The organism is Bradyrhizobium sp. HKCCYLRH2015 (assembly GCF_051168215.1).
Lineage (GTDB): Bacteria > Pseudomonadota > Alphaproteobacteria > Rhizobiales > Xanthobacteraceae > Bradyrhizobium.
This window is the reverse complement of the sequence record NZ_JBNPUO010000009.1, coordinates 241,138-255,039: the sequence shown is the minus strand read 5'-3', so window position 1 is coordinate 255,039 and position 13,902 is coordinate 241,138. Positions and strand designations below refer to the sequence as shown.

12 protein-coding genes are annotated in these 13,902 nt (G+C 65.9%); 4 read left to right on the top strand and 8 right to left on the bottom strand.

The genetic code is table 11. The features are described 5' to 3' along the window. The first annotated feature begins 1 nt into the window (after position 1). Positions 2-940: a 1-phosphofructokinase family hexose kinase gene (locus ACQR1H_RS24225; RefSeq protein ID WP_315803402.1), complete on the top strand. Its 939-nt coding sequence runs from the start codon at positions 2-4 to the stop codon at positions 938-940. Here the strand turns inward: ACQR1H_RS24225 and ACQR1H_RS24220 are convergent. After that, a complete protein-coding gene (locus ACQR1H_RS24220) occupies positions 900-2,027 on the bottom strand; it encodes an SbmA/BacA-like family transporter (protein ID WP_315803401.1) in 1,128 nt (375 codons plus the stop codon). The genes ACQR1H_RS24225 and ACQR1H_RS24220 overlap by 41 nt on opposite strands. A 174-nt stretch (positions 2,028-2,201) precedes the next feature. On the opposite strand from ACQR1H_RS24220, the gene ppsA reads away from it, so the two are divergent. Further along, a complete protein-coding gene (gene ppsA, locus ACQR1H_RS24215) occupies positions 2,202-4,655 on the top strand; it encodes a phosphoenolpyruvate synthase (RefSeq protein WP_316217437.1) in 2,454 nt (817 codons plus the stop codon). Positions 4,656-4,668: 13 nt separating this feature from the next. Here the strand turns inward: ppsA and ACQR1H_RS24210 are convergent, their stop codons facing one another. Together ACQR1H_RS24210 and ACQR1H_RS24205 are read right to left on the bottom strand one after the other, a co-directional pair. Next, entirely contained in the window at positions 4,669-6,102 is a 1,434-nt protein-coding gene (locus tag ACQR1H_RS24210; protein WP_434873867.1) for a lysophospholipase, read from the bottom strand. A gap of 223 nt (positions 6,103-6,325) precedes the next feature. Then, positions 6,326-7,351: a histone deacetylase family protein gene (locus ACQR1H_RS24205; protein WP_315803398.1), complete on the bottom strand. Its 1,026-nt coding sequence runs from the start codon at positions 7,349-7,351 to the stop codon at positions 6,326-6,328. Positions 7,352-7,788: 437 nt separating this feature from the next. Between ACQR1H_RS24205 and ACQR1H_RS24200 the strand changes: the two genes are divergently transcribed. Next, positions 7,789-9,126: an MFS transporter gene (locus ACQR1H_RS24200; protein WP_315803397.1), complete on the top strand. Its 1,338-nt coding sequence runs from the start codon at positions 7,789-7,791 to the stop codon at positions 9,124-9,126. A gap of 138 nt (positions 9,127-9,264) precedes the next feature. Here ACQR1H_RS24200 and ACQR1H_RS24195 read toward each other — a convergent pair whose 3' ends face one another. Further along, positions 9,265-9,510, bottom strand: coding sequence for a hypothetical protein (locus ACQR1H_RS24195; RefSeq protein ID WP_316217440.1), 246 nt, complete (start codon positions 9,508-9,510; stop codon positions 9,265-9,267). Positions 9,511-9,784: 274 nt separating this feature from the next. Beyond that, on the bottom strand, positions 9,785-10,198 hold the full coding sequence (locus tag ACQR1H_RS24190) for a hypothetical protein (RefSeq protein ID WP_316237550.1): 414 nt from the start codon (positions 10,196-10,198) through the stop codon (positions 9,785-9,787). Between the two features lie 108 nt (positions 10,199-10,306). Here ACQR1H_RS24190 and ACQR1H_RS24185 point away from each other — a divergent pair, with 108 nt between their 5' ends. Further along, positions 10,307-11,242 (top strand): LysR family transcriptional regulator, encoded by a 936-nt coding sequence (locus ACQR1H_RS24185; RefSeq protein WP_316237551.1) that lies wholly within the window; start codon positions 10,307-10,309, stop codon positions 11,240-11,242. A 240-nt stretch (positions 11,243-11,482) separates the two neighbouring features. Here the strand turns inward: ACQR1H_RS24185 and ubiV are convergent, their stop codons facing one another. Genes ubiV through ubiT form a run of 3 tightly spaced genes read right to left on the bottom strand, consistent with a single transcriptional unit; the run spans position 11,483 to position 13,895 of the window. Continuing rightward, a complete protein-coding gene (ubiV, locus tag ACQR1H_RS24180; protein ID WP_316237552.1) occupies positions 11,483-12,373 on the bottom strand; it encodes a ubiquinone anaerobic biosynthesis protein UbiV in 891 nt (296 codons plus the stop codon). A 35-nt stretch (positions 12,374-12,408) separates the two neighbouring features. Beyond that, entirely contained in the window at positions 12,409-13,386 is a 978-nt protein-coding gene (ubiU, locus tag ACQR1H_RS24175) for a ubiquinone anaerobic biosynthesis protein UbiU (protein WP_316237553.1), read from the bottom strand. Next, positions 13,377-13,895, bottom strand: a complete 519-nt coding sequence (gene ubiT / locus ACQR1H_RS24170) for a ubiquinone anaerobic biosynthesis accessory factor UbiT (RefSeq protein ID WP_316217443.1) — start codon at positions 13,893-13,895, stop codon at positions 13,377-13,379. The genes ubiU and ubiT overlap by 10 nt, the downstream gene beginning before the upstream one ends. Between the last annotated feature and the right edge of the window lie 7 nt (positions 13,896-13,902).

Genomic DNA, 13,902 nt, shown 5'->3' with positions numbered 1-13,902 from the left:
AATGAGCGACATCGTCACGATCACGCCGAACCCGGCCGTCGACGTCTCGACGACCGTCGAGAAAATCGTGCCGGTGGCCAAGCTGCGCGGCACGACGCAACAGCGAGATCCCGGAGGCGGCGGCATCAACGTCGCCCGCGTCATCGCCCGACTCGGCGGCGACGTCACTGCGCTCTATCCGGTCGGCGGCCCGACCGGCCTGCTGCTGAAGCAACTCGTCGAGAAGGAAGGCGTCGCCAGCCACACCTGGGCAACGGCCGAGGACACGCGCGAGGATTTCTTCGTCCAGGAGCGCGTCAGCGGCCAGCCCTATCGCTTCATCCTGCCGGGTCCGACGCTGACCGAGGCCGAGTGGCAGGCCGGCCTTACCCTGCTCGCGGCCCAGGATCCGTTCCCCCGGTTCGTCGTCGGCAGCGGCAGCCTGCCGCGTGGCGTGCCGGCCGACTTCTACGCGCGCGTTGCGACGCTTGCACGATCACACGGCGCGCAATTCGTGCTCGACACCTCGGGACCAGCTTTGGCTGCGGCGGTTGCCGGCGGGGTCGACCTGATCAAGCCGTCGCTGCACGAGATGCAAGAGCTGGTCGGCGGCGCGCTGCCCGATGCAACGGCCTGGGAGAAAGCCGCCCACGCGCTGGTCGCGAGCGGCAAGGCCGGCGCCGTCGCGCTGACCATGGGTCATCTCGGCGCCCTGCTGGTCACCCGCCACCGCGTGCTGCGCGCTCAGCCGCTGACGATGGTGCCGGTCAACGCAGTCGGCGCCGGCGACAGTTTTCTCGGCGCGCTGGTCGCGAAGCTCGCCGCGGGCGAGCTGCTGGACGAAGCGTTTCGCTTTGCAGTCGCCGCAGGTGCGGCGGCGCTGCTGCGCACCGGCACCGCGCTGTCCGATCCCGCCGACGTCAGCCGTCTGCTGGCTGATGTGCGGCTCGAGACGGCGTGACATCGCTCGCCGTATCACCGTTGAGCCGATCCAGCGAGAGCAGCAACCCGCCGACGCGCTCCAGCGACGACATCCACTCGGCGAGGCGGTTGAAATTGTCCACCATCCAATTGAACGACCCCTGCACCAGCGTAAACGCGGCGGCAGCCTGGGTGAGTTCGCCCAGCGTCATCTGATCATCGAGGAACTTCGGCGCACACAGCACGAGACCGATGATCGGCGCGAGCAGCGAATTGAGATGAGACACCAGGGTATTGCGCATCAGCTGCCAGCACAGCCGCTTCCATTGCCGGATCGTGCGGTCGAGCGCCATCCACAGCCCAGCAATGACGCTGCGCTCTTCCTGCTTGGGCGCGATGCCTTCGCCGATGTCGCGCAAGTGATGTGCTGCGGTAATCAGCTCCGATTCGGCCTGGTTCTTGGTCTGGATGACGCGCGTGAGCGGCGAACCGACCCACAGCATCGCCCCGGTCACCAGCCCGGAATAGATGACGACGCTGACCACCAGATAGCCTGGAATCCACAACTGGTGCCCGGCTACGGCAAAACCGATGGATCCGCCAACCTGCCACAGCACCTGGACGAACACGACCGCCGTCAGCAGCGAGGAGATCACACTGACCACGAAGTCGATCGGTGCATCGGTGGCGATGCGGATGTCCTCGGCAATGCGATACTCCGGAATCTTCAGATCGCCCTGCACCGTCGCGAGCCGCGCATAGCGATCGTTCTCGACCCAATAGTTGATCACCTTGGTGCTCAACCATTGCCGCCAGTTGCGCTGCATCACCATGCGGCCCCACACCGAGACGATCGCCAGCACGACGCTCGCCAGGCAGAGCGGAATGAGCAGAGTGGCCTGCTGCCGCAGCCGCGTCGGATCGCGGCCTTCCAATGCGTCGAAGAAATCCCTGTTCCAGTAATTGAACCGAAACTGCACGTAGAGCTGAAGCACCACGAGGACGATCAGGGCGACGCAGAGCAGCCAGACCCGCCATGCCGTCGATCCGAGCCAGAATTGCCGCGCCGTGAGCCAGAACCGCGACCATTCGCGATTGCCGTCCTCGTTCTCGTCGTCGGAGATCATTGGTGATCCGGATGGGTGCGATTGATGCGTCTTACCAAACATCCTTGCCTATGGTGGAACCGTTGTCATCTCGCGATTTAAGGGGCTCGCGGAGCGCCCTGCTTGATCTTGCGCAAGGCAGCCGCCGCCCGTCGCGACAAACTGAAGCTCGCGCTGCGATGCGGGAGATCACCGATGACGGCACCCGGCTACATCCGCTGGTTCAAGGACCTTCGTATCGAGGACGTGCCCGGGGTCGGCGGCAAGACGGCCTCGCTCGGCGAGCTGTATTCGGCGCTGGCGTCGCAGGGCGTGCGCGTACCCAACGGCTTCGCACTGACGGCCGCCGCCTATCGCGATGCCTTGCGCGCGACCGGCGCTGACGACGAGCTGCGCAAGCTGCTCGCAGGCCTCGACAAGCGCCGCATCGCCGATCTCGCCAAACGCGCGGCGAAGGCGCGCGCGATCGTTTTCGCGGCGACCGACCGTGACGACCTGCGCTACGAGGTCGCAGAGGCCTACAAGCAGCTGGAGCAGGAGTATGGCCGCGGCGTCGCGGTTGCCGTGCGCAGCTCGGCCACCGCCGAGGACCTGCCGAATGCGAGCTTCGCAGGCCAGCACGAGAGCTTTCTCAACATTCGCGGCGCCAAGGACCTGTTCGAGGCGTGCCGCCGCTGCTTCGCCTCGCTCTATACGGACCGCGCGATCTCCTACCGCATCGACAACGGTTTCGACCACGACAAGGTCGCGCTTTCGGTGGCGGTGATGAAGATGGTACGCTCGGACCGCGCCGCGAGCGGCGTGATGTTCTCGTTGGACACCGAGAGCGGCTTTCGCGACGTCGCCTTCATCACCGGGGTCTATGGCCTCGGCGAGACCATCGTGCAGGGCACGGTCGATCCGGACGAGTTCTACGTCCACAAGCCGACCTTCGCGGCCGGCTTCCGCAGCGTGCTGTCGCGCCGGCTCGGCGCCAAGGACAAGCGGATGGTCTATGCCAAAGCCGGCGTAAAGGCCGGCGCACGAAGCCGCGGCCCCACGACGCGCACCGAGACGACGCCGCCGGCCGACAGGGCGAAATTCTGCATCAGCGACGCCGACGTGCTGGAGCTGGCGCAGGCCACCATCGTCGTGGAGGCGCACTACTCGCAGAAGGCCGGCAGGCCGACACCTATGGACATCGAATGGGCCAAGGACGGTCGCGACGGTGCGCTCTACATCATCCAGGCGCGGCCGGAGACAGTGGCCTCGCAGCGGCGGCCCGAGGCGATCGAGACCTACGTTCTGAAGAAGACCGGCAGGACGCTGGCAACCGGCCGCGCCGTGGGCGAAAAGATCGCCACCGGCAAGATCCGCTTGATCCGCAATCCCAAGGATCTGAACGCGTTCCGCCCCGGCGAGGTGCTGGTCGCCGCGTCGACCAGTCCGGACTGGGAGCCGGTGATGAAGACCGCGGCGGCGATCGTCACGGATCATGGCGGCCGCACCTGCCATGCCGCGATCGTCGCTCGGGAGCTCGGCGTGCCGGCCGTGGTTGGCACGGAGGATTTCAGCAAGCGCGCGAAGACCGGAACGACGGTCACCGTCTGCTGCGCGGAGGGCGATGCCGGCCATGTCTACGACGGCGCACTGCCGTTCGATGTCGAGCGCCTGGCGATCGACAGACTGGAGAAGCCGCGCACCGGGATCATGGTCAATCTCGGCAACCCCGAACTGGCCTTCAAGACCGCGCTGCTGCCGAACGATGGCGTGGGCCTTGCGCGCATGGAGTTCATCATCAACCAGGCGATCGGCATCCACCCGATGGCGCTGGCGACGCCCGCAAAGGTAACCACGGCAAAAGATCGCGCGACGATCAAGCGCCTGACCGCGCGCTACAAGAAGCCCGCCGACTTCTTCGTCGAGCGGCTGTCGGAAGGCGTCGGCACCATCGCCGCGGCATTCTACCCGCGGCCGGTGATCGTGCGCCTCTCGGACTTCAAGACCAACGAATATGCCAGCCTGATCGGCGGCTCCGATTTCGAGCCGAAGGAAGAGAACCCGATGCTCGGCTTCCGCGGCGCCTCGCGCTATGCGCATCCCGCCTACGCCGCCGGTTTCGCGCTGGAATGCGCGGCGTTGCAGCGCGTGCGCGACACGATGGGGCTCTCCAATCTGAAGATCATGATCCCGTTCTGCCGCCGCGTGGAGGAGGCACGCAAGGTGATTGCGGCGATGGCCGGGCATGGCCTCGTGAGAGGCGAAAACGGGCTCGAGATCTACATGATGTGCGAGATCCCGAACAACGTCATCCTGATCGACGAGTTCGCCAAACATTTCGACGGCTTCTCGATCGGCTCCAACGATCTCACCCAGCTCACGCTCGGCGTCGACCGCGACTCCGACATCGTCGCCTTCGATTTCGACGAGCGTGATCCCGGCCTGCTGGCGATGCTGCGGATGGCGGTCGAGGGCGCGCACCGCAACCATCGCCATGTCGGCATCTGCGGCGAGGCGCCGGCCAACTATCCGGAAGTCGCGCGCTATCTGGCCGAACTCGGCATCGATTCGATCAGCGTCAATCCGGCGAGCGTCGTGCGCACCATGGAGATCGTCCGCACCGCCGAGCGGGAGCTCGCGACCCACAGGCCGCAGGCGCTGGCAAGCTGATCATCGCCGAAATTCAGGAACTGGTCTTGAAGAAGTCCAGCACGGTCGAAGCGCCGCCGATGACGTCGCCGCCGCCATAGAGGCTTGCCAGGAACGTGCCGCGATGGCTGGCGCCGGCGACCGCGATGCCTTGCGCAAAGCGGCCGTCGGCCGCCAGCGGCATCTTGACGAGGCTCGGCGGCAGCGCCTCGTCGAGAAGGCCGTAGTAGAACCGCATCGGGGCGTCATAGTCCCAATAGGTCGAGCTGTTGCCGGCCAGGCGGCGGAGGAAGCGGCTGTTGGTCTCGTGGGTGAAGCGCTCGAAGAAGCCGTCGACCAGCAGATCCGAGGGCTGCGGCACCGACTTGCTGAACGTCTCGTCCATGCTGTACTCGGCCCAGTATTTCTCGGCCAGCGCGACGTGCTGCGGCTTGATCGCAGTCTTGAACAGGTCGCCGAGCCGGTAATACTGGCGATAGCTGCCCAGGAGGACGATGACGCACGGCGTGATCCAGATCGGCTGCTTCGGATAGGTGCTGTCGGTCGACGCGCTGCCCGGTTGGGCGGACACCCAATAGCGCATCGAATCCGCAAGATTGTTGAACGGACTTTGCGTGGCGCTCGCCGCCACCGCGACGCGCCGCCGCTGCAGCTCCTGGCGCAGCCATTGCGTGTTCAAGGCACCCTGCGACCAGCCGTTCAGGAACAGCCCGGTCTTTCGCAGGCCGAGGTGATCGAGCGCGAGCAGACCCGCGTTCAACACGTCCAGGCAGCACTGCACGGTCGCGTCCTTCACCGCATAGGCCTCGCCGCGCCCCTGGCGATACGGTCCCTTGCCGAGATAGTCGGCCGCGATCAACGCAAAGCCGTTGCCGACCAGGCGCTGGACGTTGAACAGCGTCTCGATCGAATCGACATTGTCGCGCGGCTCGTAGTTCGGATCGGCCAGCTTGACGAGATTGGACGGGACCTGGTCGAACGACAGGATGGTGCCGTGCTGCCACGACACGACCGGCAGTGCGCCCTTGTGATCGGCGGGCAGCGCGAGCAGGCCGCTGACCTTGACGCGCTCACCGGTGCTGGGGATGCGCGTGTAGGTCGTCAGCCGGCGCAGTTCGACGTCGACCCGCGCCCCGTGCTTGTCGGCCGAGAATGGCGGCAAGATATTCTGCTCATTGAAGACGGCGTGAAGCTTCGCTGCGAGCGCATCGAGCCGATCCTTGCTGACGCGCACCGGCCGGCCAAGGCTTGCGCCGTCACGTGGCTGCGCGAAAGACGGGCCGGAGGAAAACGAAAATGCCGCAGCGCCGAGGCCGAGGCCGGCTGAGGCCAGCAGCCTTCGGCGGGATGGCCGGCCGGCCGAGGCTGCGGAGCTGAGCTCCGACGGGGTCAGCTTGGCCGTCGGCTGGGCCAATGCCTCTTCGGGTCCCCCGACCAGGGTATCCAGGCCGATCATTCGCCGCTTCATCACGTCCCTCCGAGCCGACTACAGCCGAGGGTAGTTCGCAAAGCCTAGCACTTGCTAAATGGTGCAGCAATTGGAGCCGGATGTTTCGCCAGTCACCTGCTCTGTCGAGCCTCGCGTGGTCGCGTCGCGGCTCGCCTCCGCACGTCAAGCGCCGCCATGCGAATGATTTGCGATGGCGTTCTGCAGGCACACCAGGAAGAGATCGCGAGGACGAGATGAAGGCCTACCGCGCCGCTTCGAAGCCTCCGAGCACCGCGGTCAGGTTCTGCCCGAGAATGTCCGAGAGATAGCCGCCCTCCTGCACGAACACCGTGGGAAGGCCGAGCCGCGCGATCGCGCCGCCGATGCGACGGAAACCTGGCGTGGTCACGGAGAGCCCCTTGAGCGGATCGTGCTCGGAGGCATCGAGGCCGAGCGCCACCACGAGCGCACCGGGCGCGAACGCATGGATCGTCTTGGCCGCGGTCTCGAACGCCTTGAGATAGGTGTCGTCGCCGCTCTTGAGCGGCAGCGGAATGTTGAGGTTGGCGCCAAGCCCGGCGCCTGCACCGCGCTCATGCGCATAGCCCCAGACGAACGGATAGTAATGCGTGGGGTCGGCGTGGATCGAGATGGTCAGCACGTCGGGCCGCTCGTAGAAGATGCCCTGCGTGCCGTTGCCGTGATGGACGTCGACGTCGAGGATGGCGACGCGCTCGTGGCGCTGACGCAGATGCGCGGCCGCGATGGCGGAGTTGTTCATGAAGCAGAAGCCCGAGGCCATGTCCCGATACGCATGGTGGCCCGGCGGCCGGCACAGTGCGTACATCGCATCCTCGCCGTCGAGCAGCAGTTGCGCTGCGGTCGCAGCCACGTCGGTCGCGGCGCAGGCGCCTTCCCACGTCCCCGGCCCGATCGGCGCTGAGGTATCGGTCGTGTGCCAGCCCAGCCGCCCGACGATGTGCGTCGGATAGGTGGCGGCATTGCGAACGGGATGAATGTTCGGGATCATTTCCGCACCGGCATCGCCGAGCGCGGCCCAGGCGTCCCACGCCTCTTCCAGGAAATTGAGGTATTCCGGACTGTGCACGCGCGCGCGAGCTTCCTGGCCGAAATGAAGCGGCGCGACCAACTCGTGATGGCCGGCCTTCAATCCCGCAAGCAAACGATCCGCCCGCTCGGGCTGCTCGGTGGTGCGCTTGACGACGCCACGCACCAGATAGAATTGCGGATCATGGCTGCGATGCAGCTCGGTGTAGACGGCCTTCACGCGCAATGGCTCCTGTTCGCTCGCACCGACGATTGTGCACGCAGTCACGACCGATACAAGCACGGATGGTTCGCACGTCGATCGGTCCGTGCCGGCAGCTTCCAACCGGCGGAACGGTACGCTGTGCATCGTATCTTCTCGGCAGCGAGTGCGTCGGGATCCAGGCGATCCGGCGCGTGAGGCGCGGTGGATGTGGGGAGAGATCCGCCGCGACGGCGGTCGACTGCGCCACGAAATCTGCAAAACCTCGGCGCGCAAGCCTGACCAGCTCATGCATCGCAAGCCGCGGCTGGTGACGAGCCCCAGGCTTCAACCGGCATGGAGACCCCGGGGATCGATCCAAAATTTGCATCGATTGATACAGGCTTCGGTTTGGACCCCGGCCCTCCCTCTCCTCTAGGACAGTCATCGAGGAACGTACAAGAGAGGTGGAGCGCATGAGCGCTATCGTAACCACGGCCGAATTGCGCCGATCACGCGTGCGGCTGTTTATCGTGACCATGCTGTTCCTGGTCACGACCGTGAACTACGCCGACCGGGCGACCTTGTCGATCGCAGGACCTTCGCTGTCCAAGGAGCTGCATCTCGATCCCGTCGCGATGGGCTATGTGTTCTCCGCCTTCGGCTGGTCCTATGTGCTCGCGCAGGTGCCGGGCGGCTGGCTGCTCGACCGCTTCGGTTCGCGCTGGGTCTATGCCTGCAGCATCGTGATCTGGTCGATCTTCACCATGATGCAGGGTTGGATCGGCTTCTTTTCCGGCGCCGCCGCGGTCACCGCGCTGTTCGCGTTGCGCTTCCTGGTCGGTCTCGCCGAAGCGCCGAGCTTCCCGGCCAATGCCCGCATCGTCGCCGCCTGGTTTCCGAGCAACGAGCGCGGCACGGCGTCGGCCTTCTTCAACTCGGGCCAGTATTTCGCGACCGTGATCTTCGCGCCGCTGATGGGCTGGATCGCGCATGCGTTCGGTTGGCGCCACGTCTTCACAGTGATGGGTGCGCTCGGCATCCTCATGGGCCTGATGTGGATCAGGACCATGTACGGACCGAAGGAGCACGCGAGCGTCAACCAGGCCGAGCTCGACTACATCAAGGACGGCGGCGCGCTGGTCGACATGGAGGGCGCGAAGGACGCCAAGGCTACCTCCGGTGGTCCGACCTGGTCGCATATCGGACAGTTGCTGTCGAACCGCATGATGCTCGGCGTCTATATCGGCCAGTACTGCATCAACACGCTGACCTATTTCTTCCTGACCTGGTTCCCGGTCTATCTGGTCAAGGAGCGCGGCCTGTCGATCCTGCAGGCCGGCTTCGTCGCCACCCTGCCGGCGCTGTGCGGCTTCATCGGCGGCGTGCTCGGCGGTTTCATCTCCGACGCCATCCTGCGCAAGACGGGATCGCTGACGCTCGCCCGCAAGATCCCGATCGTCGGCGGCATGCTGCTGTCGATGGCAATCATCGGCTGCAACTATGTCGACGGCCAGGCGCTGGTGGTCGGCCTGATGGCGCTGGCGTTCTTCGGCAAGGGCATCGGCGCGCTCGGCTGGGCTGTGGTCTCCGACACCTCGCCGAAGGAAGCCGGCGGCGTCTCCGGCGGCCTGTTCAACACCTTCGGCAACCTCTCCAGCATCACCACTCCGATCGTGATCGGCTACATCCTGTCGGCCACCGGCTCCTTCAACGGCGCACTAGTGTTCGTCGGCCTCAACGCCCTGGTCGCGGCGTGCGCCTACTTGCTGATCGTCGGCAAGATCCAGCGCGTCCAGCTCCGAGCCTCCTGAGCACCACGCTTAGCTTCGCGTGGTCTCGACTCCAACGGCGGCCCCCCCCGGGCCGCCGTTTTTTTTCGGTGCCTCGCCGTCATTCCGGGGCGATGCGCGGCAGCGCGGCGGAAGGAACGAAGAATCGCAGGATAGCGTCTAATTGAGAATCCAGTCGTCGACATGCACGAGCACGGATGAGCTAATCCCTGCCATAACGAAAAATATGCAAAACCAGAATACCAACCCAAAAAAGTACATCTTAGGCTGCACCTCGCGATCGTAGACGGCTCCACGAGCGAGCAGCCGCCCGGTTCGCAGGGCGGTCCAGACAATTGGACCTCCGAACCAGAGCAGCACCAAGGGAAACACGGCAAAGCCGGCAAGTAAGATTTTCAGAGCCAACTGGAGCAATCCGGACCTGGTGGAAACGGACTCAGTCTCACCATCTCAACCTGCTGATCGACGCAGAGGCATATCACGCCAGCAAGGGAAATGCGAGGAAAGCGGGTAGCGGGGGTCCGCTACATCGCGAGACCCACTATTTTGGAAGCTCTGCTTCTTTGCCTGCGAACGGCCCAACTGGCCTCGCGGCGGTTGGATAGTCCGCCAATACCGCATTTGCGCGCGATCCAACCACGTCCTGAGATGCCAAATGAAGGCCGGCGCCCCGATGCGTTCACATCGCCTTGGCGAGCGCGAACAACCGGAAATCCTCGAGCGCCGCGTGCCGATGCGGGGCGACTTCGCGCTGGTAGGTCTCGGTGTCGACGATCGAGCGGAAGGCGGCGAAATCGCCGTATTCATTGATCGCCGCTTCGTCCCAGCGTTCGCCTTGCGGGCCGACGAGGCTCGCCAGGACCGGCACGGAAAACATCCGCACCAGCGGCTTACCGGCTGCGAGACGCCGGAAGGCCGGTCTATAGCGTTCGTTGAAGGCTTCGCGGCCCGAACAGGGCGCGGCGTCGAAGCCGTCCTCGTAACGCGCATACGCGCGGTAGCGCAGCAGATTGAGCATGTAGACCGGCTGGCCGGGGGGAATCGCGCGCTCGGCGGCGTCGAGGGCTTGCAGCGTGATTTCGATGGCGTTCATGGGACTTCTCGCGGTTTCTAGCGGCGCAGCATGCGCGCTGACGCTCCCCATTTGGCCCATCGGAACGGCCTCTTGTAGCGACCCCGTCGCCATGACTATGTGGACTGAATGTCCACAACAGCCTTGCCTCCCGACCTCTCGCGTCTCCTCGCCTTCGTCCGCGTCGTCGAGGCGGGCTCCTTCGCCGAAGCCGCGCGGCGGGCGGGGACGACCACCTCGGCGATGTCCAAGGCGGTCGCCCGCCTCGAACAGGCTCGCGGAATACGGCTTTTGCATCGCACCACCCATTCGCTGGCGCTGACCGAAGAGGGCGAGCGGCTGATGGCGGCGGGACGCGCGCTGGCCGAAAGTCTCGATCGCGTCCAATCCGCGCTCGGCGAAGCCACGCGTAACGATGGCGGACGGGTGCGAGTGACCGCCCCCGCCTCGTTCGCGCGTGCCTGCATCCTGCCGAGACTTCCCGCGTTCCTGCGGGAGCGGCCGGAAATCGAGATCGAGATCAAGTTCCGCAACGAGATTCTTGATCTCGCGGCGGAAGGCGTCGACATCGCCATCCGCTCAGGCCCCCTCGATCGCGCGCCCGGTCATCTGGCGCGGCGGCTTTGCACGTTCTCCTGGATCGCTTGCGCCTCGCCCGCGTATCTGAACGCGCGCGGCGCGCCGGCGACTCCATACGAGCTTTCCGAACATGACCACGTCGGCTTCCGCAATCCCGCGAGCGGGCAGATCCTGACCTGGCGTTTCACCGATCCGCGCAGCAAAAAGCTCGTTCGCGTCGCGCCCAAGCCCAAGCACATTTGCGACGACGCGCACGCGTCGGTCGCTTTGATCGCGAATGGGTTCGGCATCGGCTGGGGGCCGGCGTGGCTCTTCCATGACGACCTGCGCACCGGCCAGCTGGTCGAAGTGCTTATGCCCTGGCGGGCGCCGGCGGAGCCCCTATGGATGCTGCGCACCTCCAACCGCCGGCCGCCCCTGCGCACGCAGCGCGTCATGGCGTTCCTCGCGACGCTTCCCGCCACGTTCAGCGACAAGTCGGGATGAGGCGCCGGCCGTCAGCTGGGCTCTGCGGTCGGCGTGTAGGACGTCAGCCGGCTTGGGAGGGGAAATCGGGGACAGACCACGATTTCCCCGGCTTCCTGGGCTTCCGCCTTGGCGCGGTCAGCAATCTGCAGCATGCCGGCAAGAACGGGCTGCGCGTCGTCTCGCAACGTCGTCCATCCGTGGTCAGTCAACATGCAGACTGAGCACATCTGAGTTCACCTCGAAAGGACGCGGCAGTACCTATCCCGAGACGTAGGACGCCCCGGGGGCGCCGTGCAGGAAGCCGTTGGCGAATGGAACGTCCGGATAGATCTCGCGCAGGCGGCCCGTTGCGGCTTCGGCTTCCACGCGCCCCGCCAGGACCGCCTGGAAATGCTCGGACACCGCGACCATGTCGCAGGCCTGAGGTGATAGCCGCAGCGATGTCACGCCGCTCTGCTTCAGACGATCGAGATCGCCGAGCAGGTTTGAGCACCCATGCGACAGCGTCTGCACGCCGTTCATGGTGAGGAACGCCTGGTTGTCCAGCGTCGTTACGACGAGGCCGTCGGGGTCCTGCTCGCACACGAAGCGGCAATTGTCCTTGGCGAGCTTGTGCAGGCGGGCGTGATAGCAGCGCGCGGAGATCGCGAGCGGCACACGGCCGAAGGCGAATACTTCGATCGCCACCTCCGGCACGGCGCCGGCGATGGCGGCAACCGAGGACAGCGGCAGCTCCGGCGGCAGGCAGATCCGGGTGGCGCCTTGGGCGGCATGAAACGCGGCGCTGGCCTCGTTGTAGATGTTGACGAATGGCCCGATGGCATGCGGCCGGCCGGCGATCGATTTGAGGCAGGTGAGGTCGTTGACCTCCACCAGACCGTGGCCGAACTCGGCGAGGCTTGCCGTCTGCCGGCGCTCGCGCCGCAACGACACCAGGACCAGCGACCCCAGCAGCACCTGCTTGCCGGCAGCCATAAGCCGCTCGATGACTTCAGGCAAATGGGGTTCGAAGAACGGCGCGCGCTTCGAGCAGACGACCTCGCCGACCACGACCCGGTCGAGCGGGGCCTCGTCGGCGATGCGAAAGTAAAAATCACGCCAGCGCTCCGGCTGCCAATTGTAGAGCACGGGCCCCAGAGTGAGTTGCATTCGCTCTACGCCTTGATCCGCCATTGTCATGTCGTCTAACGCCAGGTCTTGCGGTAGGCGCCCTGCGTGGTGGCCTGCCCTTCGGTGAACGCCGTGAGGTCGGCCGCCTCGGTGGACCTGCCGGCATCGAGCGCTGCCAGCACGCTGCGAAAATGCCGCACCACGCTGTCGACATAGGCGCGGCCGCGCTGGCGGCCCTCGATCTTGAGCGCGGTGACGCCGGCTTCGCGCAGACCCTCGAGCAGGGTCGTGGCATCGAGACTGACCGGATCCTCGAAGATGTAGCCGGCGCCTTGCGTGGTCGAGAAGCGGCCCTTGCACAGCGTCGGATAGCCGGCCGGCTCGTCGCGGCCGAAGCGGTTGATGGTGAAGCCGCCGAGCCGCGAGGTCGTTCCCTGTGGCGTCTCCTGATAGGCGACGTGACTGGGCGGCGAGCACACGCCCTGCATGTTCGGTGACTTGCCGGTGGCGTAGGAGGACAGCGAGCAGCGGCCCTCGGCCATCACACAAAGTCCGCCGAACACGAACACCTCGGTCTCGCAGGCCGTCTCACGGGTGATCTCGGCGATCTCGGGCACGCTCAGCACGCGCGGCAGCACCACGCGGCGGGCGCCGAAATTCTCGACGTAGAACGCGATCGCGTCGACATTCGCCGCCGCCGCCTGCACCGAGACATGCAGTCGCTGTTCGGGATGGCGCCGCGCGGCATGGTCCATCAGCCCGACATCGGCAAGGATCAGCGCGTCAGCCCCGGCCTCGACGGCATCATCGACCGCGCGACGCCACAGCTCGACGGCGCCGGCGCGCGGGAAGGTGTTGATCGCGACCAGCACCTTGGCGCCGCGCCGATGCGCGAACGTGATCCCTTCGCGCATCTGCGCGCGGCTGAAATTCAGCCCGGGAAAGTTGCGGGCGTTGGTCTCGTCGGCGAAGCCGCAATAGACGGCATCGGCACCGGCTTCGACCGCGCTCTTCAGCGCCGCCGGCGTCCCTGCCGGACAGATCAGCTCCATCGTCGCATCCCGCTTTCGTTCGTCGTCAATCTCAGCAGCGAGTCGCGCGCGGCCGCGAGCAGGCGTTGCGCGGGCACGCCGAACGGCCCCGAAAGCGTCGCGATCTCAGCGACCAGATCCAGACCGGCATCGTCGATCGCATTGCGGAGCGCCAGCACCGCCTCGATATCGCCTTCGATGACCAGCTGACGCGAAAACATCAGCGCATCGCCGTCGAGCCGGCCCTCGACCAGCGCCAGCAGGCTCACGATCGATGCGGAGATGGAGGCATCGAGGCCGGTGGGCAGCTCGCGCACCGCCACGAGTTGCGGCTGCTGCGGGCCCGCCTGAATCACGAATGCGAACGGCAGATCGGTCGGCTTGATGCCAAAGCGCTTTCCGCGATGCGACCCGAGCCGGTCGAGCAGATGCGGATGTCGGCGCAGAAGCCCGCGCAGGAAAGCGCCGAGCGCAATCTGCAGCGGCAGCAACGGCAACGGACGCAGCGCCTGCCTGAGCAGCGGCGGCAACAGTGGC

Coding starts and splice junctions, on each gene's coding strand:
- ACQR1H_RS24210 (WP_434873867.1), bottom strand. CDS start 6,102: ATGAAGCGGCGAATGATCGGCCTGGATACCCTGGTCGGGGGACCCGAA.
- ACQR1H_RS24220 (WP_315803401.1), bottom strand. CDS start 2,027: ATGATCTCCGACGACGAGAACGAGGACGGCAATCGCGAATGGTCGCGG.
- ACQR1H_RS24200 (WP_315803397.1), top strand. CDS start 7,789: ATGAGCGCTATCGTAACCACGGCCGAATTGCGCCGATCACGCGTGCGG.
- ACQR1H_RS24190 (WP_316237550.1), bottom strand. CDS start 10,198: ATGAACGCCATCGAAATCACGCTGCAAGCCCTCGACGCCGCCGAGCGC.
- ubiV (WP_316237552.1), bottom strand. CDS start 12,373: ATGCAACTCACTCTGGGGCCCGTGCTCTACAATTGGCAGCCGGAGCGC.
- ACQR1H_RS24225 (WP_315803402.1), top strand. CDS start 2: ATGAGCGACATCGTCACGATCACGCCGAACCCGGCCGTCGACGTCTCG.
- ACQR1H_RS24185 (WP_316237551.1), top strand. CDS start 10,307: ATGTCCACAACAGCCTTGCCTCCCGACCTCTCGCGTCTCCTCGCCTTC.
- ubiU (WP_316237553.1), bottom strand. CDS start 13,386: ATGGAGCTGATCTGTCCGGCAGGGACGCCGGCGGCGCTGAAGAGCGCG.
- ppsA (WP_316217437.1), top strand. CDS start 2,202: ATGACGGCACCCGGCTACATCCGCTGGTTCAAGGACCTTCGTATCGAG.